Genomic DNA, 23343 nt, shown 5'->3' on the forward strand with positions numbered 1-23343 from the left:
CGTTGGCGGCGGAGGCGGCGCCTGCGGTGGGGCAGCACGCAGGGTGGCGATGTCGGACGGCGTGGGCACGCACGCTGCCTCCAGCGCACAGGGCAAGCGGCGTCCCTTCGCCTCTGTTCCGCAGTGGTTCTCAGACGCGTCCGGGTCCGCCTCTTCGCACAGCGCCGAGCTGAGTGCGGTCGAGGCCGGCGTCGGTGAACTTCTGCGCCACCGCGCGCAGTACGCGGGCCATGGTCTGGGCGGGTGGGGTCGCGGCGCGGGTCGCGGCGCGGGCGAGCAGGATGCGACGGGTGGGAGCGGGCACGTCGGAGCCGAAGGGCAGCAGGCGGACGTCGCTGCGGCGGCTGGTGAGGGCGAGTCGGGGAGCGAGGGCGATGCCGAGACCGGCCGCGACCATGGCCTGTGCCTCCTGGTAGTCGTGCGAGGCATAGGCGATACGCGGCTCGAACCCGGCCCGGCGGCAGCTGCGGCGCAGAACGTCGGCGACGGGATGGTTGTCGGCGCGGATGATCCACTCCTGATCGGCGAGGTCGCCGAGGCGCAGCGCCGGCCGGGTGCGCAGCGGGGAGTCGGCGGGCACGACCAGCACGGTCGGGTCGTCGAGGAGGTGCGTGACGGCGAGGGCGTCGTCGTCGACGCGGTTCCACTCGTAGTCCCACAGCAGCGCCTGCTCGACCTCGCCCGTGTGCAGCATCTCGCGCAGCTGATCGAGGACTCCGGCACGTACCACGATCCGCACGCCGGGGTGACGGTGGCTGAACCGGGTGAGGGCGAGCGGCAGCAGTGAGGCGCTGGCCGTGGGGAAGGAGCCGAGCCTGAGAGTGCCCTGGTCGAGGTCGGCGAAGGACTCCAGATCGGCCTCGGCTGCGCCCAGTTCGCGGCGGATGACCCGGCCCCGCTCGGCCAGGGCGGCGCCCGCGGGGGTGGTGCGGATGCCGCGCGGCAGCCGTTCGATCAAGGGCTGTCCGGCCTCCCGTTCCAGCAGGGACATCTGCTGGGAGGCGGCGGAGGTGGTCATTCCCATCGCCTCCGCGGCGGCGGTGAGCGAGCCGCGCTCGGCGGCCTCGGTGAGCAGCAGCAGACGGCGCACGTTCAGCATGCGAAGAGTTTAGCTTAGCTAAACCGTACTGAAGGAATCTGCCATTGTGCCCAAGTCACGCGTCTGCGAAGGTCGTCGCATTCGCCGAGCGGTTCACCGGATCGCAACACGCCCGTAACCGTCCGCCCGGCGCTCTCCCTCCCCATGAGACACAGGAAGAGCCCGAAGCCGTGCACACTCCCGCGACCCTGGTACGTGGCGGCACCAGCAAGTGCTGGTTGTTCAGCCAGGTCCATGTCCCCACCGACCGCAGCGAGTTGGAGAAGCTGCTGGTCGCCGCCTATGGCTCCACCGACCCGGTGGAGCTGGACGGGGTGGGCGGAGCGACACCGACCACCTCCAAGGCCGCCGTCGTCGGCGTCTCACCCGAGCCCGCCGTGGATGTCGACTACCTCTTCGCGCAGGTCGGCATCGGCACCGGCACGGTGGAGTGGACCAGCAACTGCGGCAACTGCGCCACCGGCATCGCCCTGTACGCAGTAGCGAAGGGGCTGGTGCCCGTCACCGGTGACCGCACCCGCGTGGTGATGCGGAACAGCAACACCGGCGCGCTGCTGGAAGGCGTGGTGGACACCACGGGCGGCGTGGTGCACGACTTCGGCGACCAGACCGTGCCGGGCACCCGGGCCGGCGGCGTGGCGGTCGGCCTCACCTTCCTCCGCCCGGCCGGCGGCACGACGGGCTCGCTGCTGCCCACCGGGCGGGCGGCCGACGAACTGCGGCTCGGCACCGCGGCGCCGCAGCGGGTGAGCATGGTGGACGCGGGCGCTCCCGTGGTTCTCGTGGACGCGCTCGGCGCCGGTCGCACCGGCGCCGAGACCCCGGACCAGATGCGCGCCGACGTGCCGTGGCTGCGCGCGGTCCGGCACGCGGCCGCACCGCTGATGGGACTCCTCGAGCCGGGGCAGGAGCCCGGCGACGCGGTACCCAAGGTGGGCCTGATCGGCCCCCCGGTGCCGTACACCACCACCCTGGGCGAACCCGTCGCCGCCGAGGACTACGACGTCTCGGTACGCATGCTCACCATGAACGCCCCCCACCCGGCGATCGGTCTCACCTCCGCCGTCGCCGTCGCGGCCGCGGCCCTGCTGGAGGACTCCGTGGTCTCCCGGGCCGCCGCCGAAGAGCGCGGCGAATGGCTGCGCCTGGGCACCCCCGCCGGTGTCGTGGCGGTCCGCTGCTCGGACGTCCGCGACGGCGTCCCGGAGCGGGTCACCGTGCAGCGGGCCGCCCGGCTGCTCGCCGACGCACGCATCTACGTACCGGACCGGGGAGCACGCAAGGCTTCCTGACCGGGATGCATCTCACCTCGGGCGGCCGGTCCCCAGCCGTCCACACCGGGGTAGCCTCGCGCCCTCGGGGCGCGCACTCCCGTCCCCTCATGCACCAAGGAACAAAGATGTCTCCTGAAGTGATCTCCATAGGCGCGCTGCTGGTGATGTTCGTGATCGGCACCGTACTGCCGATCAACCTGGGCATTCTTGCCTTCGTCGCGACCTTCGCGGTCGGCACTGCCTCGCTCGGCCTCACCGAGGACGAGATCTTCGAAGGCTTTCCGGTGAAGCTGTTCGTGACGATCGTGGGGGTCACGTATCTGTTCTCCGTCGCCCGCCGCAACGGCACCATCGACCTGCTCGTCGCGGTCGGCGTGCGGCTGGTGCGCGGGAAGGTCGCGCTCATCCCCTGGGTGCTGTTCCTGGTTGCCGCCCTGCTGACGGCGTTCGGCACGTTCACCCCGGCCGCCGTCGCGATCCTCGTGCCGATCGGTATGAACTTCGCCCACCGCTACAAGCTGAACCCGCTGGTGGTCGGCATGATGGTGATCAGCGGCGGCCACGCGGGCGCGTTCTCCCCGCTCGCCGTCTCCGGTGCGCTGGTCCTCGGCCTGGTCGACAAGACTGAACTGCACGTGTCTCCCGTCGCGCTGTTCACCGCCAGCTTCGTGATCAACCTGGTGCTGTCACTGCTCACCTACGCGCTGCTGGCCAAGCGTCCTGTTCCACTGGCCGAAAGCGACGACGCGACCGGAGACGACGAGGATCTCGCCGTCTCCGGCAGGCCCGACTGGCGGCAGTGGCTGACTCTGGGCTGCCTGCTCGCCCTCGTCGTCGGGGCGCTCGGCTTCCAGCTGGAGATCGGCTTCCTGGCCCTGGTCGCGGGAGCCCTACTGGCCCTGGTGGACATGAAGCGACAGGAGAAGGCGGTCGACGGCATCAGCTGGTCCACGCTGCTGCTGGTCGCCGGCATGATGACGTACATCGCGATGCTCGAGAAGGCCGGCATCATCGAGGAGATCTCCGAGCACGCCGCGGGCCTGGGCGCCCCGATCGTCGTAGCCCTGCTGCTGTGCTTCACCGTGGCCATCACCTCGGCGTTCGCCTCGTCCACCGCGATCCTCACGGCGATCATCCCCATCGCCGTGCCACTGCTGCTCTCCAGCCACCTCAACGCAGCCGGGCTGATCGCCGCCCTGGCGGTGTCCACCACGATCGTCGACACCTCCCCCTTCTCCACGAATGGTGCCCTGGTCCTGGCCAACGCCCGTGGCGTCGACGCCCGCCGCTTCTACCGCCAGGTCATCAGCTACACCGGCGGCATCGTCGCCCTCGGTCCCGTCGTCGCCTGGGGTGCCCTGGTCCTGCCCTGGTCATAGAGCACAGGACGGCGACGAAACGTCGGCCGGCCGCTCGGCGCGATGATCGCGCCGAGCGGGTCTGTACGGTCAAAGAAGTGATCCACCCCAACTCCCTCTGAGACAACAAGAGGTCAGGGAACCCAACGGTCTCCTCGCTCTCCCGGTGTCGCCTCAGTCGGCACATGAGACAGCCAGAGTTCCTTGTCCTAACGGGCAACTTCCCAGTTCTTGCCGGGGTTCACCTCCGGCCATCCCTCAGGTACGTCCCCAGGCGTTCGATCGCCGACGGGTTCCGCGGGCTCTCCACCAGGTCGACGTAGTCCAGCGTGAAGATCCGCTGGTGCTTGACGGCCGACACGTTCCGCAACGGGGCGTACGACAGCAGGAACCGCTTCTTCTGCTCGGCGCTGACGTCCCCGTAGTCGCAGATCACGATCACGTCGGGGTTGCGTTCGACGACCGTTTCCCAGCCGACCGTCGTCCACGAGTCCTCCAGGTCGTGCATGACGTTGACGCCGCCCGCCTTGCCGATGATCTGGTCGGGCGCAGCGTATCGGCCGGAGGTGAAGGGCTGGTCCTCGCCGCTGTCGTAGAGGAACACCTTGGGACGGTCGGCGCCCTTGGGGGCCTTCGCCTCGACGTCGGCCACCTGCTTCTGGAAGCCGGCGATCAGCTCGGCGGCCCGCTTCTCCACGCCGAACAGCTTGCCCAGGTTGGTGAGGTCCTCGTACAGCGCCTGCAGCGGCGGCATGATGCCGCGGGAGGTGTCCGTGCGACCGTTGCGGCAGGACTCGGTCAGGACGTAGGAGGAGACGCCGAGCTTGCGCAACGTGTCCGGGGTGAAGCCCGCGTCCTCACGGAACCCGTAGTTCCACCCGGCGAAGACCATGTCCGCGCGGGCGTCCAGGACGTCCTCCTTCGTCACCTGGTCCTTCGACAGCCACGGCACCTTGTCGTAGCCGTCCTTCCACGGCACCCCGCCCAGGTCGCCCTTGTCGTCGGGCATCACGAACCCGGCCATCCGGTCCTCCAGGCCGAGCGCGAACATCAGCTCGGTGATCCCGACGTCGTTGGTGACCACGCGGCTCGGGACCTTGTCGTAGGTGACCTTCTGGCCGCAGTTGGTGAGGGTGACGGACGTCGTGGCCTTCGCGTCGGACGACGTGTCGACCTGCGCGCCGCAGCCGGCGGTGACGAGAGCGGCGAGGGAAAGAAAGGCAGCAACTGGCTTGCACATACAAGGGTTTCCTTAGCGAGTCGGCTCAAAGCAGGTCGAACAGCAGCTGCACGGCACCGGTCTCCGGATGCCGTACGGGATGGGCCCGCACCCCGAACACCTCGGCGAGCAGCTCCGGTCGGAGCACGTCGTGCGGCGGCCCGGAGGCCACGACCCGGCCCCCCTCCACGACATACAGCAGATCGCAGTGCGCGGCGGCGAGGTTGAGGTCGTGCAGCGCGGCCAGCACGGTCAGCCCGCTGGCGCGGACGAGCGAAAGGACGTCCAACTGGTGGGCGATGTCGAGGTGGTTGGTGGGTTCGTCGAGCACCAGCACCCGGGGTTGCTGCGCCAGCGCCCGCGCGATCAGCACCCGCTGCTTCTCACCCCCGGACAGGGCGAGGAACCCACGCTCGGCGAGATGCCCGACGCCCGTCCGCTCCATGGCCTCGGCGCAGATCGCGGCGTCCTCGACGGCGGTGCGTCCCCGGTGCGGCAGCCGCCCCATCCGCACCACCTCGGCCACTGTGAAGTCGAACTCGGCCGACGACTCCTGCGGCAACGCGGCCAGCCGTCGGGCGGCGGCCCGCGGATCCATCGTGTACACGTCGTCCCCGTCCAGCCGCACCACGCCGCCCGAGGGCCGCAACGCCCGGTACACGCACCGCAGCAAGGTCGACTTCCCGCTCCCGTTGGGCCCGACGAGCCCCACGAAGGCCCCGCTGTCGGCCGCGAGCCGGACGTCGTCCACCAGCCGCACCCCGGCGGCCTCGACCGACACGCCCTCCACATCGAGCCGCATCAACGCCCCCCGAACGCATAGCCACCGCGCCGCATCAGCAGCAGAAAGGCGGGCACCCCGACCACCGCCGTGATCACCCCGACCGGCAGCTCGACCGGCGCGAACAGCAGCCGCGACAGCACGTCCGCCCACACCAGCAGCACCGCCCCGGCGAGCGGAGCAACGGCCAGCACCCGCCGGTGATCGGCGCCGACCAGCATCCGTACGACATGCGGCACCATCAGCCCGACGAAGCCGACCGCCCCGCTCACCGCGACGACGGTCCCCGTCACGGCCGCCGTCACCAGGAACAACTCCCGCCGCAGCCGCGCGGCCGGGACTCCCAGGGCCGCAGACGTCTCGTCCCCCATCGCCAGCGCGTTCAGCGCCTCGGCGCGCAGCCGCAGCCACGCCCACCCGGCCGCCACGGTCACCGCGACGATCGGCACCCGCGCCCAGGTGGCCCCGCCCAGGCTGCCCAGCAGCCACATCATCGCCGACCGGGCGGCCTCGCCCCGGGCAGCGCCGAACACCATCACCGTGGTGAGCGCCTCGAACCCGTACGCCATCGCCGTCCCCGTCAGAATCAGCCGCAGCGGCGTCAGCCCGTGCGCCGACCGGGCGACGGCGTACACGATCGCCATGGCAGCGAGCGCGGACCCGAACGCGGACACGGACAGCGCCCACACCCCGAGTCCGGCGAACGCCCCGAGCAGGATCACGGCGTTGGCACCGACAGCCGCCCCGGACGAGATCCCCAACACGAACGGATCGGCGAGCGCGTTCCGCACCATCGCCTGCACGGCGACCCCGACGGTGGCGAGCCCCGCCCCGACGACAGCCGCGAGCACGACGCGCGACAGCCGGATCTCCCAGACGATGGTGTACGCCGCCACGTCCCCGGCACCGATGGTCCCGCCGGTGAAACCGGCCCCGAGGAACCGGAAGACGTCTTCCCAGCCGACCCCGGCGGCGCCCAGCCCCACCCCGCACACGAGCGACCCGAGCAGGAGTAACCCCAGCACGACAACCAACAGGGGAACGGGTATCCGGCCTGGATGTCGGCGCACGGCGGCGGTCCTTCGCCTCGGCTCGCAGTCCACGGCGAGCGATCAACGGATGGCACACCGCCCACGGGTAATCGGGCTCGCACGTGGACTGTTGGGTCCTCGTACACACCGTTGCGGGTCAGCGCCGGACTCTCACCGGACTTCCCCCGCGGGAGGCGCCGTGAGCGTAGCAGCCGACGGAGGTGAACGGGCTCTGGAGGTGACCTGACCGTCCAGGGGTCGGCCGCGCGGACGGCGTTCATCGGCACCGTCGGGGCCGCCCGCTTCTTTGTCAGTGTCGTGCTTCCGCGAGGCGAGTAAAGGGCGCTCCACTCCGCTGCGCTGCGTTCCGCGTCGCCTTCGGCGATGGCCCTGCGGGCCACCCTTGACTCGCCTCGCTCCAGCACGGGTGAGAAGCGAGCGAGCGGCCCGGAAAGGCGGGTGGCCGAGGCAGGCGGTCGCCTCCGTCGGCTGCGGAGCGGGCCGGGGTTGGCGGGCGCGGCAGCGGGGTGGGGGCACGCCGGCTCGGTTAAGCGGCCCTGCGGGCGGTGGGTGGCTGGGGCGCGCCAGGCGGATGGGGTAAGACGGGTCGGCATAGCGGCTTTCCCCCGGCGGGAGGCAGAGGTGGCGGAGGGGGCGAGCACGGACTTGCCGGGCCCCGGCAAGTCACGGATGTCACACCAGCCTCACGGACCGCACCCCGGCAGGTAATTGGCCGATTTGGGCCACGGGCAGGCAGTCCCACCTGGGCTTTCTCTCCCCCTGGGTGGCCCAAATCGGCCAATTCCTGGTCCAGCGTCAGCGCCAGCGTCTGGCATCGGAACCCGAGGGACGCCTTGCCAGTCACAGACCCCGGACGCTGCCACCCGCCCGCCTCCCACCGGCCGGGTGCCGCTGAGCCCACCCAGCGTGCCCCCACCGCGACGCGGCCGTCACCACCCACACCGACGCCGCTGAGCCGACCGCGGCGTGCCTTCCCTGCTGGCGCGCCCCAGCCCCCACCATCCGTCAGCCGCTGAGCCCACCCGGCGTGCGTGCGAGGCGCTGACGCGCCCCAACCCCGGCCAACGCCCCAGCCGACCCGCATGGTCGGCCGACCTGGGGCACCCGCCTTTCCGGGCCGCTCGCTCGCTTCTCACCCGTGCTGGAGCGAGCCGAGTCAAGGGTCGGCCGCAGGCCGATCGCCGTCAGGCGACGCGCAGCGCCCTTTACTCGGCTCGTGGAAGCACGACACTGGCAGAGAAGCGGGCGGCCCCGACGGTGCCGACGAACTCCGTCCAGGCTGCCGACCCGATCACGACCACTGGACCGTGCGGCACCTTGCTGTCCCGGACGGGGACAACGCCGGGGACTCCGTCGGCGACCTCGACGCAGCTGCCGCCGTTGCCGTCGCTGTAGGTGCTCTTGCGCCAGCTCGCGTTGCTCAGGCCGTACTCGCCCATCGTCTGAAGTCCTCCGCCGCCAACTCGATCAGGGCCAGGGACGCCTCCGGCGACAGCGCGGCGGCCCTGATCAGATCGTATGCCGCGTACGCTCGCTTCACCACAGCCGGATCGTCCAGCAGATTCCCCGAATACACGGCTTCTGTATAGGCGGTTGGTGGAGCGTCGTCGAACTCCATCAACTCCAGCATGCCGTTCATGAGGGCGTACGCCCCCGCCGCATACGGCAGCACCTGCACCAGCACCGTTCGCTCCCGCGCCAGCGCCGCCACGCGTTCCAGCTGCTCCGCCATGACGGCGGGGCTGCCGACCGGGATGCGCAGCATGTTCTCGTGCAGAACGACCCAATACACGGGCCTTGTAGCGTCCTTGAGGATGTGCTGGCGCTCCAGTCGGCCGGACACCTTGTCCTCGATGTACTCGTCCGTCGCGAACCGGTTCATCGCCAGCGTCACCGCACGCGCGTACTCCGCGGTCTGCAAGAGGCCCGGCACCAGCGCGGGCGCGAACTCGCAGATCTTCGTCGCCAGCCGCTCCAGCTCCGCCGCCTTCGCGAAGTAATCCGCGTACCGATGGTCCTTGATGAGCTTTCGCCAAAGCCGTTCGAAAATACCGTCGGTTTGCAGGGCCTCATCAATCCGCTGCGCCACATCAAGCTGAGGCTTCCGAATCGCCTGTTCGAACTGCCCGATATATCCGCCGGAGACAAATACCCGGGTTCCTAACTCCACCTGAGTGATCCCGGCGTCCTCTCTCCGCCGCTTCAACTCCGCCCCGAAGAACTCCCACGCCGCCTGACGTGAACCGTTGGCCATGGCCAACCCCCTTGCCCTGCCCCCGCTTTGTAGCGCACAAGCTCCTGCCGAGTGTAGGGCGACCAGGTCATTCTGGAGTCGGAAAGCGTGAAACTCGATGGCGAAGGGGAACCAGGTGGAAGCACGACACTCGGCGCTGTGCGTCGAAGAGGCGGAGGACACCTTGAATGAATTGCGGACGGCACTCGAAAAGGCCGGAATTACCCTGCCGTCACTGCGACTCGATCCGGCGAGCCTTGCCCGGGAGGCGCCCTGTCCGCTGGTGGAACTGGGCCGGTGTTCGATGGAGACCGCGCGTCGGCTCGCGGCGGTGATCCGGTGAAGCCCCCGGTCGGGTCGTATGTCGTGGACACCCGGACCGGGCGCCTGGGCGTCGTCATGGGGCATGAGGGGCCGTACGTGCAGGTGAGACCGTACGGCGGCGGGCGGGAGTGGGACGCCGATCCCGGCGTCCTGCGCCACGCCACCGCGGCCGAGCGGCTCAGCGCGGCCACCGCGTACGCGAACGCCCGCAGCCGGGGTGAGGTTCCTTGAAGGAGGCGAAGGAGGGGCCACCCGCGTAGGGAAGAATGGGCGCATGAGCCTGTTCCGCGACGACGGCATCGTGCTGCGCACCCAGAAGCTGGGTGAGGCGGACCGGATCATCACGCTGCTCACCCGCAGTCACGGGCGGGTACGCGCCGTAGCGCGGGGGGTGCGGCGGACCAAGTCCAAGTTCGGGGCGCGGCTCGAGCCCTTCTCGCACGTGGACGTGCAGTTCTTCGCGCGGGGCAGCGAGCTGATCGGGCGCGGGCTGCCGCTGTGCACGCAGAGCGAGACCATCGCTCCGTACGGCGGCGGCATCGTCACCGACTACGCCCGGTACACCGCCGGGACGGCGATGCTGGAGACCGCCGAGCGGTTCACCGATCACGAGGGCGAGCCGGCCGTCCAGCAGTACCTGCTGCTCGTCGGCGCCCTGCGCACGCTGGCCCGGGGGGAGCACGCACCGCACCTCGTCCTCGACGCCTTCCTGCTGCGCTCCCTCGCCGTGAACGGCTACGCGCCGAGCTTCACCGACTGCGCGCGCTGCGGTCTGCCGGGGCCGAACCGGTTCTTCTCGGTGGCGTCCGGCGGATCCGTCTGCGTCGACTGCCGGGTGCCCGGCAGCGTCGTACCCTCGCCGCAGACCCTGGAACTGCTCGGCGCGCTGCTTACGGGAGACTGGGAGACCGCGGACGCCTGCGAACCGCGGTACGTGCGCGAGGGGAGCGGGCTGGTGTCCGCGTACCTGCACTGGCATCTGGAGCGAGGGCTGCGGTCCCTGCGGTATGTAGAGAAGTAAGCACGTAGAGAAGTAAGCGACAACACGCATGTCGGGCAAGAGGAGACGAGACCACATGGCCGTACGCGGGTTTCTGGGCCGCCAGCGCCGCGAGTACAAGACGCCGGAGCCGCATCCGTCCGGCGCCCGCGCGCCGAAGCTCCCCGGTGAGCTGATCCCCGGCCATGTGGCGATCGTCATGGACGGGAACGGGCGTTGGGCGAAGCAGCGCGGGCTGCCGCGCACCGAGGGCCACAAGGTGGGCGCCGAGCGCGTGCTGGACGTGCTGCAGGGCGCGATCGAGATGGGCGTCGGGGCGATCTCGCTGTACGCCTTCTCCACCGAGAACTGGAAGCGGTCGCCGGACGAGGTGCGCTTCCTGATGAACTTCAACCGGGACTTCATCCGCAAGACCCGTGACCAGCTCGACGAACTCGGGGTTCGGGTGCGGTGGGTGGGGCGGATGCCCAAGCTGTGGAAGTCGGTCGCCAAGGAGCTGCAGATCGCTCAGGAGCAGACCAAGGGGAACGACCGGCTGACGTTGTACTTCTGCATGAACTACGGCGGGCGGGCCGAGATCGCGGATGCCGCTCAGGCCCTGGCCGAGGACGTACGGGCCGGGCGGCTCGACCCGTCCAAGGTCACCGAGAAGACCTTCGCGAGGTACCTCTACTACCCCGACATGCCGGACGTCGACCTGTTCCTGCGCCCCAGCGGCGAGCAGCGCACCTCCAACTACCTGCTCTGGCAGAGCGCCTACGCCGAGATGGTCTTCCAGGACGTCCTGTGGCCGGACTTCGACCGCCGCGACCTGTGGCGGGCGTGTGTGGAGTACGCCTCCCGCGACCGCCGCTTCGGTGGGGCGATTCCTAACGAGGAGCTGCTGGCGATGGAGGGCAAGCAGCCGCGCGGCTGAGTCCGGCCGCTGGTAGATAGAGTTCCGCCCATGGTTCACCAGGGGCGGGACATCATTCAGGACAGTGGCACTGACACCGTCGAGCTGGCCTTCCGGCCGACACGGGCCGACATTCTCCGAGGCATACAGGTCCGTGACCGCATTCGGCGGCTGGCGCCGGTGCGGTGGGCGGTCGCGGTGCTGTTCGCTGCATTCGGCGTGTTTCTCGCCTTCGGTGGGGCGGATGCGGCGCCGGGGGTCGCGCTTTCGCTGCTGACCGCGGTCCTGATCTGGGGCACGCCCCGCATTCAGGCCAACCATGTGTTCCGGACCGTCTCGTGGCAGGGCGAGTATCGGGCCACGGTGTCCGATGCCGGGATCACGGTCGAGACCGAGCACACCACGCTGACGCAGCGCTGGTCGCTGTTCCGTGGTTACCGCGAGACTCGTGATCATCTGGTGCTGCTCAGCCGCGACCCGAACATCCTGATCCTGGAGGTCGCGCCCAAACGCGGTCTGCGCACCGAGGAGGACGTGCAGCGCCTGCGGGCCCTGCTCGACCGTCACCTCTCCCGCGTATGACGGCCGGAACGACGACGGCTCCTACTCCTGCGTGAACCGCGGCGACATGCTGCCCTGAACCTGCCGTCGCCGCGGCCTCAGCCGCCGCAGGCCGCCGCGCACTCCGCGCACGTGCCGAAAATCTCCACCGTGTGCGCCACGTTGACGTAGCCGTGTTCCGCGGCGATGGCCTCGGCCCATGTCTCGACCGCCGGGCCCTCGACCTCGACGGCCTTGCCGCAGGTGCGGCAGACGAGGTGGTGGTGGTGGTCGCCGGTGGAGCAGCGGCGGTAGACGGACTCGCCGTCGGAGGTGCGCAGGACGTCGACCTCGCCGGCCTCGGCGAGGGACTGCAGGGTGCGGTAGACCGTGGTCAGGCCGACGGCGTCGCCCTTGTGCTTGAGCATGTCGTGCAGTTCCTGCGCGCTGCGGAACTCCTCGACCTCTTCCAAGGCTGCCGCCACGGCGGCGCGCTGCCGAGTGGCGCGGCCCTTCACGGGCGGTCCAGCGGTCGTCACTGGTTGCCTCCTTGCGTTGCTTCTGCCGGGCCATTGTGCCAGCCCGGACTGGGCGCGGTCAGACGCCGATCTCGTCCTGCGCACCCCTGCTGGCCGGAATTGCACACTCCGCCGGGGCCCCGGAGGGGTGCGCGGCGGCCAGCACCCGCGCGCGGCGCCGGGCGAGCGGCGTGGCCAGGGCGGTCAGCACGATGAACGCGCCGATCGTCAGCAGCACGATGGTCGCGCCGGGCGGAACGTCCTGGTAGTACGAGGTGATCGTGCCGCCGGTGGTCACGCCGACCCCGATGGCGACCGCGATCGCGAACGTGGCCGCGAAGCTGCGGCTGAGCTGCTGGGCGGCGGCCACCGGGACCACCATCAGCGCCGAGACGAGCAGCAGACCGACCACCCGCATCGCCACGGTGACCGTCACCGCCGCGGTGACGGCCGTGAGCAGGTTCAGCGCCCGCACCGGCAGGCCCGTCACCCGGGCGAACTCCTCGTCCTGGCTGACCGCGAAGAGCTGTCGGCGCAGCCCCAGGGTGACCAGCACGACGAACGCGGCGAGGATGCAGATCGCCGTGACGTCCGACTCGCTCACCGTCGACAGGGACCCGAAGAGGTACGACGTGAGGTTGGCGTTGGAGCCGGTCGGCGCGAGGTTGATGAACATCACGCCGCCGGCCATACCGCCGTAGAAGAGCATCGCGAGGGCGATGTCGCCGCGGGTCTTGCCGTACCAGCGGATCAGCTCCATCAGGACGGCGCCGAGGATGGACACCAGGGTCGCCATCCACACCGGCGACCAGGAGAGCAGGAAGCCGAGGCCGACGCCGGTCATCGCGACGTGGCCGATGCCGTCGCCCATCAGGGCCTGGCGGCGCTGGACGAGGTAGATGCCGATCGCGGGGGCGGTGATGCCGACGAGGACGGCGGCGAGCAGGGCCCGCTGCATGAAGGCGTAGTTCAGGAATTCCATGGTGGGGCCTTCTCAGCTCAGCAGTCCTGTGCGCATCGGTTCGGCGTCGTGCGCCGCGTGCGGGTGGACGTGGTCGTGGCCGGGCAGCGCGTGCTGGCCGACCGCCTTCGGGGGTGGTCCGTCGTGCAGGACGCAGCCGTCGCGCAGGACGACCGCCCGTTGGATCAGGGGCTCCAGGGGACCGAGTTCATGCATGACCACCAGGACCGTCGTACCGCCCGCGACCTGCTCCCGCAGCGTCCGCGCGAGCACCTCCTGGCTGTCCAGGTCGACGCCGGCCATCGGCTCGTCCATGATCAGCAGCTCGGGTTCGGAGGCGAGGGCGCGGGCGATCAGGACGCGCTGGTGCTGGCCGCCGGAGAGGGCGCCCACGGAGTCCTTCGCCCGGTCCGCCATGCCGACCAGCTCCAGGGCGCGGTGTACGGCCGCGTGGTCCGCCTTGCGCAGCACACCGAAGCGGGCCCGGGACAGCCGCCCGGAGGACACCACCTCCGTCACCGTGGCGGGCACGCCGCCCGCGGCCGTGGTGCGCTGCGGGACGTAGCCCACCCGCGCCCAGTCGCGGAACCGGCGCCGCGGGGTGCCGAACAGCTCGATCTCGCCCGCGCTGACCGGGACCTGTCCGATGAGGCTGCGTACCGCCGTCGACTTGCCGGAGCCGTTCGCGCCGAGCAGCGCGACGACCTCACCGTGGCGCACGGTGAGGTCGATGCCGCGCAGGACGGGGCGCGAACCGAGGTCGGCGCGTATGCCGCGCATCGATATGACGGGCTCTCCCGTGGCGCCCATGGCGTCCTCCGTAACGATCACTTGGTGCCCAGGGCCTTCTGCAGCGACTGGAGGTTGGCTTCCATGACCTGGAAGTAGTCGTCGCCCTTGGACTTGTCGGTGATGCCCTCGAGCGGGTCGAGGACGTCCGTCCTGAGGCCCGCGTCCTGGGCGAGGGTCTTCGCGGTCTTGTCGCTGACCAGTGTCTCGTAGAAGACCGTGGTCACGCCGTCGGCCTTGGCCTCCTCCTGGAGCTCCTTGATCCGGGCCGGGCTGGGCTCGCTCTCCGGGTCGAGGCCGGAGATGGCCTCCTGGGTCAGGCCGTAGCGCTCGGCGAGGTAGCCGAAGGCCGCGTGGTTGGTGAAGAAGACCTTCGTCTGGCTGTTCTTCAGGCCGTCCGCGAACTCGGTGTCGAGGGCGTCCAGCTTCTTGACCAGGTCCTCGGTGTTCTTCCGGTAGTCCGCGGCGTTGTCCGGGTCGGCCTTCTCGAAGGCCGTGCCGACGCCTTCGGCGATCTCGGCGTACTTCACCGGGTCCAGCCAGACGTGCGGGTCGAGGGCGTGCTCCTCCTCTTCGGAGTGCTCCTCCTCGGCGTGGCCTTCCTCACCCTCGTGGCTGTGCTCGACGTCGCCGTGGTCCTCGAGCTCGGTCAGCGTGGCCGCGTCGATCTTGGTCTTGACGCCGGACTGGTCGACGGCCTCGTCGACGGCCGGCTGCAGGGTCTTGAGATAGAGCACCGCGTCCGTCTCGCCGAGCTCGGCGGTCTGCTTGGTGCTGAGCTCCAGGTCGTGGGGCTCCTGGCCGGGCTCGGTGAGGGTGGTGACGTTCACATGGTCCCCGCCGATCTGCTCGGCGAGGAACTGCATCGGGTAGAACGAGGCGACGACGTCGAACTTGTCCGAGTTGCCCGCCGCGGAGCTGTCGTCGGAGCATGCGGAGAGGGTTCCGAGGCCGAGCGCGGTGGCCGCCGCTATCGCGATCCCGGATATGTGAGGTCGTCGTACGTTCATGACAGTCATTTTCACCGAATATGGAAACGATTGTCAACAAGCGCCTGGTGAGGCCCGGGTAAGCCCCTGGTAAGGGGTGAGGTGCGCCCGGAGGCCGGACCGATTTGATTGAGGGGGAGCCCCCGCCGGTAACCTGAAGCATTCGCTCTGAAGCATCTCGCTTCGTCGCCCGTCGTCGTAATGAAGAGAGCACCGTGGCCGCCGACAAGATCGACACCATCGTCAGCCTGAGCAAGCGCCGTGGCTTCGTTTTCCCGTGCAGTGAGATCTACGGCGGTCAGCGCGCCGCCTGGGACTACGGGCCGCTGGGTGTCGAGCTCAAGGAGAACCTCAAGCGTCAGTGGTGGCGCTACATGGTGACGTCGCGCGAGGACGTCGTCGGTATCGACTCGTCCGTGATCCTCGCCCCCGAGGTCTGGGTCGCCTCCGGTCACGTCGCCACCTTCACCGATCCACTGACCGAGTGCACCTCCTGCCACAAGCGGTTCCGCGCGGACCACCTGGAGGAGGCCTACGAGGCCAAGAAGGGTCACGCCCCGGAGAACGGCCTCGCCGACATCAACTGCCCCAACTGTGGCAACAAGGGACAGTTCACCGAGCCCAAGCAGTTCTCGGGTCTGCTGTCCACCCACCTCGGCCCGACGCAGGACAGCGGCTCCATCGCGTACCTGCGCCCCGAGACCGCGCAGGGCATCTTCACCAACTTCGCCCAGGTGCAGACCACCTCGCGCCGCAAGCCGCCGTTCGGCATCGCCCAGATGGGCAAGTCGTTCCGCAACGAGATCACGCCGGGCAACTTCATCTTCCGCACCCGCGAGTTCGAGCAGATGGAGATGGAGTTCTTCGTCAAGCCCGGCGAGGACGAGAAGTGGCACGAGTACTGGATGGAGCAGCGCTGGAACTGGTACACCGGCCTGGGTCTCCGTGAGGAGAACATGCGCTGGTACGAGCACCCCAAGGAGAAGCTCTCCCACTACTCCAAGCGCACCGCCGACATCGAGTACCGCTTCCAGTTCGGCGGCAGCGAGTGGGGCGAGCTGGAGGGCGTCGCCAACCGCACCGACTACGACCTCTCCTCCCACTCCAAGGCCTCCGGCCAGGACCTCTCCTACTTCGACCAGGAGGCCGGCGAGCGCTGGACGCCGTTCGTCATCGAGCCGGCGGCCGGTGTCGGCCGCGCGATGCTGGCCTTCCTGCTCGACGCCTACGTCGAGGACGAGGCGCCCAACGCCAAGGGCAAGATGGAGAAGCGCACGGTGCTGCGCCTCGACCACCGGCTCGCCCCGGTGAAGGTCGCGGTGCTCCCGCTGTCCCGCAACCCGGAGCTGTCCCCGAAGGCCAAGGGCCTCGCCCAGGCGCTGCGCCAGAACTGGAACATCGAGTTCGATGACGCCGGCGCCATCGGCCGCCGCTACCGCCGCCAGGACGAGATCGGCACGCCGTACTGCGTGACGGTCGACTTCGACACCCTGGAGGACAACGCGGTGACCGTGCGTGAGCGCGACACGATGAAGCAGGAGCGTGTGTCGCTGGACCAGATCGAGGGCTACCTGGCCGGCCGGCTCGTCGGCTGCTGAGGCCCGAGGGCGCTGACTGATACCCCGATTCCGTTACGGACGTAACAGACGTAACGGAATCGGGGTTTTTGCCGTCCGTGAGGCGGTCTGCTCCGAAGGAGAGGGCATGTGCGGCCCGCATCGGGCGGGCCGCGGCGACGAACCTCTCACGGGGGCATCATGCGCAAGCAAACAGTGATCGGGGCGGCCGTACTGGCGCTGGCGGTCGGGTCGGTCGGCTATGTGGCGGCGAGCGACGGGGGACAGGGCGGCGACTCCGTCGCCGGTATCGAGGCGAAGGGCGGCGTCGGTGCCGGGCTGCCGCAGGCGTCCGGGGACCGGCTCGTCGCCGTCGGGCTGACCGGTGACCAGCGGCTCGTCCGCTTCCGTGTCGACCGGCCCGGCGTCGTCCTCCCGCTCGGCAAGGTGAGCGGCCTCAAGGGCGACACCAGGCTCGTCGGCATCGACTACCGGGTGCAGAACAACAAGCTGTACGGCGTCGGCGACCAGGGCGGCGTCTACACGATCCGTGAGATCGGCGCCAGGGCCACCAAGGTCTCGCAGCTGAGCGTCGCCCTCCAGGGCCGTTCCTACGGCGTCGACTTCAACCCGGCCGCCAACCGGCTGCGCGTCATCAGCGACACCGGCCAGAACCTCCGCCACAACATCGACGACCCGGCGGGCGCCCCGGCCGCGGGCACGACAGCCGTCGACGGCACCCTCACCAACCCGCCGGTGCCGCCCGCGACGACGGGCGCGACGGCGACGGGCGTGACCGGGGCGGCGTACACGAACAACGACCTCGACGCGACGACGGCCACGACCCTCTTCGACCTCGACACGGCCCAGGACCAGGTCTCCGTCCAGTCCCCGGCCAACGCCGGCAACCTGGCCCCGACCGGAAAGACGGGCACGGACCTGCCTCCCGACTCGGGCTTCGACATCTACAGCTCGCCGAACAGCGGCACCACCACCGGCTACGTGGTGACCGGTTCACGCACCCTCCGGGTCAACCTGCTGACCGGAAAGGCGACGGTGACCGGCGGCTTCCCGAAGGGGCGGCAGGTGGTGGACCTGGCGATACCGCTGCGGCAGGGCTGAGGGGTCCGGCAACAGGGCCCGCGATCGGCCCTGTAGGGGTATACGGCGGCCACGGCAGGGTGGCGGCATGAGTGTCGTCTCTCTCCTGACCACCCTCGTCGTGGTCGCCACCGCCGGTACCGGCGGCCCGCTGGAACGTCTGTGGCGGCGGTGGCGTTGCGGGTGGACCAGGAGCGGGCCCAGGCTCATGATCGAAGAGGTGTAGTTGCGCTTCAGTTGTCCGTGAGAGCCTGCAGCATGGCCATCATCCACCACACCACCCTCAAGCCGACCAAGCTGGAACTGCTCACCTCCTGGCTGCCCTCCCGCCCGTGGTACGGCGGTGCCGGTGAACCCCGCCTCGCCAAGGCCGGCGGCTTCCGGCTGGACGACCCGGAGGGCGAGGTCGGAATCGAGTTCATGGTGACCACCGATGCCGCGGGTCCCGAGCCGGTCAGCTATCTGGTGCCGCTGACCTATCGAGGCGCCCCTCTCGACGGCGCGGAGCACGCCCTCGTCGGGACCATGGAGCACGGGGTGCTCGGCCGTCGCTGGGCCTACGACGGCTGCCACGACCCGGTGCTGGTCGCCCAGTTGTGGGCCCTGATCGAGGGGAGGGCCGAGGCCCAGGCGCAGAACGTCACCGCAACCGTCGACCAGGAGGTCACCCGCTCCTACGCCGGGCCGGGCCGCACGACGAAGGAGGTCACGGCTCCTGTCGCCGACGACTCGGACGGCACCCGGCTGACCGCGCCGGACGGCACGACCCTCCGGCTGCACCGGGTCCTGCGGCCCGGCCCGGAGGGTGCGTCGCTCCTCCCCGAGGGGGCCGCCGGTCATGTCGGCGGTGCCTGGCAACTGCCGGACGGCACCCGCGTCCACGGGTTGTTCGCCGACGCTCGTCGCTAGGCTCCGTCGGGGATCAACGGCCCTGCAACGCCTTCACGTTGTCGCCGAAGGTCCAGTTCCTCGAGCCGTCCCAGTTGATCGACCAGGTCATCAGGCCCTTGAGCGAGGTGCCGTAATGCCGCCACGCCTGGGCGACGAGGGACGGTGACATGTAGCCGCCGCCCGCGCCCGACTGCGCGGGCAGGCCCGGCACCTGCTTGTCGTACGGCACCTTGATCGTCGTACCCTGCACGACCAGGCCCTTGTTGAGGCAGTCGGTCTGGGCGACGAAGCCCTCTACGGTGCCGGCGGAGTAGGAGTCACCGGAGCAGCCGTACATGCTGCCGTTGTAGTACTGCATGTTCAGCCACCACAGACGGCCGTTGTCGGCGTACTTCTTGATGATCGGCAGGTAGGCGCCCCAGATCGAGCCGTAGACGACGCTGCCGCCGGTGACGTAGGCCGTCTCCGGGGCCATCGTCAGGCCGAAGCTGGGCGGCATCTGGGCGAGGATCCCGTCGATGATGCGGATCAGGTTGGCCTGGGACGTGGACAGTTGGCCGATGTTGCCGCTGCCGGTCAGGCCCGTCTCGATGTCTATGTCGATGCCGTCGAAGTTGTACTTCTTCAGGATCGGGACGATCGTCGCGATGAATTTGTCCGCCACGGCGGTGGAGTTGAGGTCGATGCCGGCCGTCGCACCGCCGATCGAGAGCAGGATCGTCTGGCCGGACGCCTTCGCCGCGCACATCTCGGCGGGGGTGGCCACCTTCACGCCCGTGTCCATGCCGTCCTCCCACAGGGCCGTCCCATCGGAGCGGATGACGGGGAACGCCGCGTTGATGACGTTGTAGCCGTGGGCGGGGATACGGGAGTCGGTGATCGGGGTCCAGCCGAAGGGCGGGTGGACCCCGCCCGCGGCGCCGTCCCAGTTCTCCCAGTAGCCCTGGAGGACCTTGCCGGACGGCTTCGGCTTGACCGCGCAGGTGTCGGCCGCCGAGGCGGTGGTGGCGACGGGGAGCTGGGTGAGGCAGGCGGTCGCCAGCGCGGTGGCGAGCAGGCGCAGGGCTCGGCGGAGCATACGGGCCTCCCGGTGGGGGTGCGGTGAGGTGTCGTAGACATGACAGCGTGCTCGTGGTCCAGACCTCTCGTCAATAGGTCTGGACCATATGGGTCAAGCATGGAATGACAGATGACGGATGACAGATATTGAAATCTGTCACCTGTTAGGGCAAGGTGGAGGGCATGACGATGCAAACCCGCCCCCTCGGAACCACCGGCCCCCAGGTCTCCGCCCTCGGCCTCGGCTGCATGGGCATGTCCGCGCTGTACGGCGACGCGGACCGGGCCGAATCGATCGCCACCGTTCACGCCGCCCTGGAGGCCGGCGTGACCCTGCTCGACACCGGCGACTTCTACGGCATGGGCCACAACGAGATGCTGATCGGCGAGGCCCTGCGCGCGGCGCCCGCCGGCCTGCGTGAACAGGCCCAGGTCAGCGTGAAGTTCGGCGCGCTGCGCGGCCCGGACGGCGGCTGGGCCGGATACGACGGCCGCCCGGCCGCGGTGAAGAACTTCGCCGCCTACTCCCTCCAGCGCCTCGGCGTCGACCACATCGACGTCTACCGGATCGCGCGGCTCGACCCCGGCGTACCGATCGAGGAGACGGTCGGCGCGATCTCGGAACTGATCGAGAAGGGGTACGTCCGGCATGTGGGCCTCAGTGAGGTCGGCGCCGAGACGATCCGCCGGGCCGCCGCCACCGCGCCGGTCGCCGACCTGCAGATCGAGTACTCCCTGATCTCCCGCGGCATCGAGGAGGAGGTCCTGCCGACCACCCGTGAGCTGGGCATCTCCATCACGGCGTACGGCGTCCTGTCCCGTGGCCTGATCTCCGGCCACTTCACCCGTGACCGGCAGCTCGCCGCGAACGACTTCCGGGCGATGTCGCCCCGCTTCCAGGGCGAGAACCTCCAGCACAACCTGAACCTGGTCGAGGCGCTGCGGAAGATCGCCGAACGCAAGGGTGTCTCCGTCGCCCAGATCGCCATCGCCTGGGTGCTCTCCCGTGGCGAGGACATCGTGCCGCTCGTCGGCGCCCGCACCCGGGAGCGGCTCACCGAGTCGCTGGGCGCGCTGGACGTCACGCTGGACGAGGCCGACCTGACGGCGATCGAGGAGGCGGTGCCGGCGGACGCGGTGGCGGGTGACCGCTACCCGGCCCCGCAGATGGCCCATCTGGGGAGCAAGTAGTGATTCCGGCGGCGGATCCCGTGCCGGGTACGGTCTAGGGCATGTCACCGACGTCCCAGACCCTGACCGCCGAGCGCATCCTCGAAGCCACCGAGGAGGTGCTGCGCCGCCACGGCCCGGCCAAGGCCACCGTGGTCGACGTGGCCCGCGCGCTCGGCGTCAGCCACGGCAGCGTCTACCGGCACTTCCGCACGAAGGCGGCGCTGCGGGAGGCGGTGACGAAGAGGTGGCTGGACCGGACGACTCAGGTGCTGGCGGCGATCGTCGCCGCCCCCGGCCTGGACCCGGAGACCCGGGTGCGCGAATGGCTCGCGGCACTCTTCGCCGCCAAGCGCCGCAAGGCGTTCGACGACCCGGAGCTCTTCGCCACGTACTCGGTGCTGACCACCGAGACCGCCGAAACGGTCGTCAGCGAGCACATCGCCGACCTCACCGGCCAGCTGACCGAGATCGTCCGCGTGGGTGTCGACACAGGCGCCTTCACCACCGACGATCCGGCCACCACGGCCGTCGCCCTCTTCCGCGCCACGGACCGCTTCCACGACCCGCACTACGCCAGGGAGTGGGAACTGCCAGGCGTGGAGGGGGAGTTCGAGGCGGTCGTGGAGCTGCTGATCCGGGGGCTACGCCGCTGACGGGTCCACCGTCGCCTGGTGGGCCTCGGCGAGGTGCTCCTCCGCCTTCAGCCAGGGCAGAAACTGCGCGCCCCGCCGCCAGCCGCAGGTCTCGCACCTGATCGTGCGCTGCACGCCGGTGCGCTGGACCCGTACGACATGCTCGCGTCCGTGCTGATCCCAGCGGCTGACCTTGCTCGTGTCGATCTGCGGCATGACGCCTCCAGCGTCCCCGTCCGGCTGTCTCTTCGGGCAGCAAGGAGTGTGCAGCAGGATCAACATCAACAGGGGTCACTTCACGGCGAGTTGTCCAACCTGTGGCCGAGAGCCGCATGCCATGGCGCCGGCGAGGTGGCCGGCCTGGGGGCGCGGGGCCGTGACATGGTGCGGCTCCGCCGCGTGGGCGCGACCAGGCCACAGCCACCCCGCAGCTAGGAACGATCCCCGCCCCCACCACCTGCCGCACCTCCTCCGACTCCAGCCGCTCGGCAGTCCGCTCAGCCGTCCCCGAGCCCACCGCCCTGGACACCGCACCGAACACCAGGACGGCCAGCCCGCACCCCACGAGAATCCACCACCCCGGCCCGGCGGCCGACACGAACGCATCCCGATACGACGACGCCCCGATCCCCGAGACCAACACCGCCCCGACCACAGCGACCCCCAGGGTCTGCCCGAGCTGCCGACTGGTCGAGGCAACGGCCGCTGCAACACCCGCCTGCGCCCGCGGCATCCCGGACACCGCCGTGTTGGTGATCGGCGCGTTCACGAACCCGAATCCGATGCCGAACAGCAGGTACCCGAGGAAGAGGGTGACGTTCGACGTCTCGCCCTCGAACGCCGCGAACAGCAGCGGACTCGCGGTCATCGCGACGCCCGCGATCAGCAACGGCAGCCGCGGCCCCACGCTCGCCAGCAGCCGCCCGGCCAACGGGGCGCACACCAGCGTCGGCGCGGCCATCGGCAGCATCCACAGTCCGGCGTGCAGGGCGTCCAGGCCGCGCACATGCTGCAGATACAGCGTCGACAGGAACAGGAACCCGCCCAGCGACGCGAACGCACTGATGGCGATCACTGTGGCCCCGCTGAAGGGCGCCGACCGGAAGAAGCGCAGGTCGACCAGCGGCTCCGCGCGGCGTGGCTCGTACGAGAGCAGGCCGATCAGTGCGATGACCGCGACCGCCGCGAACGGCAGTACGGTCGCGAGCCCCGCGTTCGGCGCCTCGATGATCGCGTACGTCAGGGAGCCGAACAGCGCGATCACCAGCACCTGGCCGACCGGATCGGGCCGCCGGGCCTTCGGGGCGCGGGATTCGGGGACGTACCGCAACGTCAGCAGCAGCGCAGCGAGACCCACCGGCAGGTTGATCCAGAAGATCGCCCGCCAGTCCACCGCCTCCACCAGCAGTCCGCCCACCAGCGGTCCCGCCGCCATCGAGATTCCGACGACCCCACCCCACGCCCCGATCGCGCGGGCGCGCTCGCGCGGGTCGGTGAAGGTGTTGGTGATGATCGACATGGCGACCGGGTTGAGCATGGAGCCGCCCACCGCCTGGACCATGCGGAAGATCACCAGTATGTCCAGGTTGGGCGCGACGGAGCACAGTGCCGAGCCGATCGTGAAGACGATCAGGCCCGCGATGAAGACCCGCTTGCGGCCGATCCGGTCGGCGGTGGAGCCCGCGAGCATCAGCAGCGAGGCGAGGACGAGCGTGTACGCGTCTATCGTCCACTGCAGGCCCGAGGTGCTGGCGTGCAGGTCGTCCTGCATGGAGGGCAGGGCGACATTGAGCACCGTGTTGTCGAGGCTCACGATCAGCAGGCTCATACAGCAGATCGCGAGGACCAGCAGGCGGTGGCGTTGGCTGAGCTCGGGCTCGGGCATACGCCCCATCGTAC

At 69.9% G+C, this 23343-nt stretch carries 25 protein-coding genes, 1 pseudogene and 1 riboswitch; of the genes and pseudogenes, 13 read left to right on the plus strand and 13 right to left on the minus strand.

The genetic code is table 11. The annotated features are described in order from the left end of the window. Window positions 1–130: 130 nt before the first annotated feature. Entirely contained in the window at window positions 131–1099 is a 969-nt protein-coding gene (locus StrepF001_RS32990) for a LysR family transcriptional regulator (RefSeq protein ID WP_129801854.1), read from the minus strand. Between the two features lie 170 nt (window positions 1100–1269). Between StrepF001_RS32990 and StrepF001_RS32995 the strand changes: the two genes are divergently transcribed. Both StrepF001_RS32995 and StrepF001_RS33000 read left to right on the plus strand, forming a co-directional pair. Further along, window positions 1270–2391 (plus strand): PrpF domain-containing protein, encoded by a 1122-nt coding sequence (locus tag StrepF001_RS32995; RefSeq protein WP_129801855.1) that lies wholly within the window; start codon window positions 1270–1272, stop codon window positions 2389–2391. A 107-nt stretch (window positions 2392–2498) separates the two neighbouring features. Continuing rightward, on the plus strand, window positions 2499–3752 hold the full coding sequence (locus StrepF001_RS33000; protein ID WP_240797789.1) for an SLC13 family permease: 1254 nt from the start codon (window positions 2499–2501) through the stop codon (window positions 3750–3752). A gap of 220 nt (window positions 3753–3972) precedes the next feature. On the opposite strand, the gene StrepF001_RS33005 is transcribed toward StrepF001_RS33000, so the two are convergent. From StrepF001_RS33005 to StrepF001_RS33025, 5 genes are all read right to left on the minus strand, one after another. Then, window positions 3973–4971: an ABC transporter substrate-binding protein gene (locus tag StrepF001_RS33005; RefSeq protein WP_129801856.1), complete on the minus strand. Its 999-nt coding sequence runs from the start codon at window positions 4969–4971 to the stop codon at window positions 3973–3975. 25 nt (window positions 4972–4996) lie between these two features. Beyond that, entirely contained in the window at window positions 4997–5752 is a 756-nt protein-coding gene (locus StrepF001_RS33010; protein ID WP_129801857.1) for an ABC transporter ATP-binding protein, read from the minus strand. Then, a complete protein-coding gene (locus StrepF001_RS33015; RefSeq protein ID WP_129801858.1) occupies window positions 5752–6801 on the minus strand; it encodes an iron ABC transporter permease in 1050 nt (349 codons plus the stop codon). Before StrepF001_RS33015 ends, StrepF001_RS33010 begins: the two co-directional genes overlap by 1 nt. Window positions 6802–6845: 44 nt before the next feature. Continuing rightward, window positions 6846–6982, minus strand: a riboswitch (cobalamin riboswitch). Window positions 6983–7988: 1006 nt separating this feature from the next. Further along, the gene (locus StrepF001_RS33020; protein ID WP_129801859.1) at window positions 7989–8222 is read right to left on the minus strand and encodes a DUF397 domain-containing protein; all 234 of its coding nucleotides are present in this window, start codon (window positions 8220–8222) and stop codon (window positions 7989–7991) included. Then, window positions 8204–9037 (minus strand): helix-turn-helix transcriptional regulator, encoded by an 834-nt coding sequence (locus tag StrepF001_RS33025; protein WP_129801860.1) that lies wholly within the window; start codon window positions 9035–9037, stop codon window positions 8204–8206. Before StrepF001_RS33025 ends, StrepF001_RS33020 begins: the two co-directional genes overlap by 19 nt. A 115-nt stretch (window positions 9038–9152) precedes the next feature. On the opposite strand from StrepF001_RS33025, the gene StrepF001_RS33030 reads away from it, so the two are divergent. Genes StrepF001_RS33030 through StrepF001_RS33050 form a run of 5 tightly spaced genes read left to right on the plus strand, consistent with a single transcriptional unit; the run spans window position 9153 to window position 11817 of the window. Then, complete coding sequence (locus StrepF001_RS33030; protein ID WP_129801952.1) at window positions 9153–9359, plus strand: hypothetical protein; 207 nt, start codon at window positions 9153–9155, stop codon at window positions 9357–9359. Then, entirely contained in the window at window positions 9356–9571 is a 216-nt protein-coding gene (locus tag StrepF001_RS33035) for a hypothetical protein (RefSeq protein WP_129801861.1), read from the plus strand. Before StrepF001_RS33030 ends, StrepF001_RS33035 begins: the two co-directional genes overlap by 4 nt. Before the next feature lie 43 nt (window positions 9572–9614). Continuing rightward, a complete protein-coding gene (recO, locus tag StrepF001_RS33040) occupies window positions 9615–10361 on the plus strand; it encodes a DNA repair protein RecO (RefSeq protein WP_129801862.1) in 747 nt (248 codons plus the stop codon). Between the two features lie 55 nt (window positions 10362–10416). Further along, a complete protein-coding gene (locus StrepF001_RS33045; protein ID WP_129801863.1) occupies window positions 10417–11256 on the plus strand; it encodes an isoprenyl transferase in 840 nt (279 codons plus the stop codon). Between the two features lie 30 nt (window positions 11257–11286). Further along, on the plus strand, window positions 11287–11817 hold the full coding sequence (locus StrepF001_RS33050; protein WP_129801864.1) for a YcxB family protein: 531 nt from the start codon (window positions 11287–11289) through the stop codon (window positions 11815–11817). A 77-nt stretch (window positions 11818–11894) separates the two neighbouring features. On the opposite strand, the gene StrepF001_RS33055 is transcribed toward StrepF001_RS33050, so the two are convergent. The 4 genes from StrepF001_RS33055 to StrepF001_RS33070 are packed head-to-tail and all read right to left on the minus strand — an operon-like array spanning window position 11895 to window position 15053. After that, the gene (locus tag StrepF001_RS33055; RefSeq protein ID WP_129801865.1) at window positions 11895–12314 is read right to left on the minus strand and encodes a transcriptional repressor; all 420 of its coding nucleotides are present in this window, start codon (window positions 12312–12314) and stop codon (window positions 11895–11897) included. Window positions 12315–12372: 58 nt separating this feature from the next. Continuing rightward, complete coding sequence (locus StrepF001_RS33060) at window positions 12373–13275, minus strand: metal ABC transporter permease (RefSeq protein ID WP_129801866.1); 903 nt, start codon at window positions 13273–13275, stop codon at window positions 12373–12375. Between the two features lie 12 nt (window positions 13276–13287). Continuing rightward, window positions 13288–14064, minus strand: a complete 777-nt coding sequence (locus StrepF001_RS33065; RefSeq protein WP_129801867.1) for a metal ABC transporter ATP-binding protein — start codon at window positions 14062–14064, stop codon at window positions 13288–13290. Between the two features lie 17 nt (window positions 14065–14081). Then, window positions 14082–15053: a zinc ABC transporter substrate-binding protein gene (locus StrepF001_RS33070; protein WP_129801868.1), complete on the minus strand. Its 972-nt coding sequence runs from the start codon at window positions 15051–15053 to the stop codon at window positions 14082–14084. A gap of 194 nt (window positions 15054–15247) precedes the next feature. Between StrepF001_RS33070 and StrepF001_RS33075 the strand changes: the two genes are divergently transcribed. The 4 genes from StrepF001_RS33075 (at window position 15248) to StrepF001_RS33085 (ending at window position 18598) form a co-directional block, all read left to right on the plus strand. After that, complete coding sequence (locus tag StrepF001_RS33075) at window positions 15248–16630, plus strand: glycine--tRNA ligase (RefSeq protein ID WP_129801869.1); 1383 nt, start codon at window positions 15248–15250, stop codon at window positions 16628–16630. 159 nt (window positions 16631–16789) lie between these two features. Further along, a complete protein-coding gene (locus StrepF001_RS33080; protein WP_129801870.1) occupies window positions 16790–17710 on the plus strand; it encodes a DUF4394 domain-containing protein in 921 nt (306 codons plus the stop codon). 67 nt (window positions 17711–17777) lie between these two features. Further along, window positions 17778–17915 carry a hypothetical protein gene (locus StrepF001_RS45845; protein ID WP_165396432.1) on the plus strand — a complete coding sequence of 46 codons (138 nt, stop codon included), beginning with the start codon at window positions 17778–17780 and terminating at the stop codon, window positions 17913–17915. 32 nt (window positions 17916–17947) lie between these two features. Further along, entirely contained in the window at window positions 17948–18598 is a 651-nt protein-coding gene (locus tag StrepF001_RS33085; protein WP_129801871.1) for a 1,4-alpha-glucan branching protein, read from the plus strand. A 13-nt stretch (window positions 18599–18611) separates the two neighbouring features. Here the strand turns inward: StrepF001_RS33085 and StrepF001_RS33090 are convergent, their stop codons facing one another. Further along, window positions 18612–19658, minus strand: a complete 1047-nt coding sequence (locus StrepF001_RS33090) for a chitinase (protein ID WP_129801872.1) — start codon at window positions 19656–19658, stop codon at window positions 18612–18614. Between the two features lie 164 nt (window positions 19659–19822). On the opposite strand from StrepF001_RS33090, the gene StrepF001_RS33095 reads away from it, so the two are divergent. Both StrepF001_RS33095 and StrepF001_RS33100 read left to right on the plus strand, forming a co-directional pair. Then, the gene (locus tag StrepF001_RS33095; RefSeq protein ID WP_129801873.1) at window positions 19823–20830 is read left to right on the plus strand and encodes an aldo/keto reductase; all 1008 of its coding nucleotides are present in this window, start codon (window positions 19823–19825) and stop codon (window positions 20828–20830) included. Window positions 20831–20871: 41 nt separating this feature from the next. Then, entirely contained in the window at window positions 20872–21465 is a 594-nt protein-coding gene (locus StrepF001_RS33100) for a TetR family transcriptional regulator (RefSeq protein ID WP_129801874.1), read from the plus strand. Here the strand turns inward: StrepF001_RS33100 and StrepF001_RS48595 are convergent. Then, window positions 21454–21660, minus strand: coding sequence for a hypothetical protein (locus tag StrepF001_RS48595; protein WP_129801953.1), 207 nt, complete (start codon window positions 21658–21660; stop codon window positions 21454–21456). The two genes, StrepF001_RS33100 and StrepF001_RS48595, sit on opposite strands and share 12 nt — an antisense overlap. 241 nt (window positions 21661–21901) lie before the next feature. Further along, window positions 21902–23338, minus strand: a pseudogene (locus StrepF001_RS33110) (MFS transporter); the annotation flags it as partial. Window positions 23339–23343 lie beyond the last annotated feature (5 nt).

Origin of the sequence: Streptomyces sp. F001 (assembly GCF_004187715.1) — a bacterium.
Taxonomy (GTDB): Bacteria; Actinomycetota; Actinomycetes; order Streptomycetales; family Streptomycetaceae; genus Streptomyces; species Streptomyces flavusporus.

Bases quoted from the DNA above. Each gene is read 5' to 3' on its own strand.
- StrepF001_RS33000 (WP_240797789.1), top strand. From the start codon at position 2,499: ATGTCTCCTGAAGTGATCTCCATAGGCGCGCTGCTGGTGATGTTCGTG.
- StrepF001_RS33095 (WP_129801873.1), top strand. From the start codon at position 19,823: ATGACGATGCAAACCCGCCCCCTCGGAACCACCGGCCCCCAGGTCTCC.
- StrepF001_RS32990 (WP_129801854.1), bottom strand. From the start codon at position 1,099: ATGCTGAACGTGCGCCGTCTGCTGCTGCTCACCGAGGCCGCCGAGCGC.
- recO (WP_129801862.1), top strand. From the start codon at position 9,615: ATGAGCCTGTTCCGCGACGACGGCATCGTGCTGCGCACCCAGAAGCTG.
- StrepF001_RS33045 (WP_129801863.1), top strand. From the start codon at position 10,417: ATGGCCGTACGCGGGTTTCTGGGCCGCCAGCGCCGCGAGTACAAGACG.
- StrepF001_RS33060 (WP_129801866.1), bottom strand. From the start codon at position 13,275: ATGGAATTCCTGAACTACGCCTTCATGCAGCGGGCCCTGCTCGCCGCC.
- StrepF001_RS33020 (WP_129801859.1), bottom strand. From the start codon at position 8,222: ATGGGCGAGTACGGCCTGAGCAACGCGAGCTGGCGCAAGAGCACCTAC.
- StrepF001_RS33010 (WP_129801857.1), bottom strand. From the start codon at position 5,752: ATGCGGCTCGATGTGGAGGGCGTGTCGGTCGAGGCCGCCGGGGTGCGG.
- StrepF001_RS33065 (WP_129801867.1), bottom strand. From the start codon at position 14,064: ATGGGCGCCACGGGAGAGCCCGTCATATCGATGCGCGGCATACGCGCC.
- StrepF001_RS33100 (WP_129801874.1), top strand. From the start codon at position 20,872: ATGTCACCGACGTCCCAGACCCTGACCGCCGAGCGCATCCTCGAAGCC.
- StrepF001_RS33090 (WP_129801872.1), bottom strand. From the start codon at position 19,658: ATGCTCCGCCGAGCCCTGCGCCTGCTCGCCACCGCGCTGGCGACCGCC.
- StrepF001_RS33025 (WP_129801860.1), bottom strand. From the start codon at position 9,037: ATGGCCAACGGTTCACGTCAGGCGGCGTGGGAGTTCTTCGGGGCGGAG.
- StrepF001_RS33070 (WP_129801868.1), bottom strand. From the start codon at position 15,053: ATGAACGTACGACGACCTCACATATCCGGGATCGCGATAGCGGCGGCC.
- StrepF001_RS33005 (WP_129801856.1), bottom strand. From the start codon at position 4,971: ATGTGCAAGCCAGTTGCTGCCTTTCTTTCCCTCGCCGCTCTCGTCACC.
- StrepF001_RS33080 (WP_129801870.1), top strand. From the start codon at position 16,790: ATGCGCAAGCAAACAGTGATCGGGGCGGCCGTACTGGCGCTGGCGGTC.
- StrepF001_RS48595 (WP_129801953.1), bottom strand. From the start codon at position 21,660: ATGCCGCAGATCGACACGAGCAAGGTCAGCCGCTGGGATCAGCACGGA.
- StrepF001_RS33085 (WP_129801871.1), top strand. From the start codon at position 17,948: ATGGCCATCATCCACCACACCACCCTCAAGCCGACCAAGCTGGAACTG.
- StrepF001_RS33050 (WP_129801864.1), top strand. From the start codon at position 11,287: ATGGTTCACCAGGGGCGGGACATCATTCAGGACAGTGGCACTGACACC.
- StrepF001_RS45845 (WP_165396432.1), top strand. From the start codon at position 17,778: ATGAGTGTCGTCTCTCTCCTGACCACCCTCGTCGTGGTCGCCACCGCC.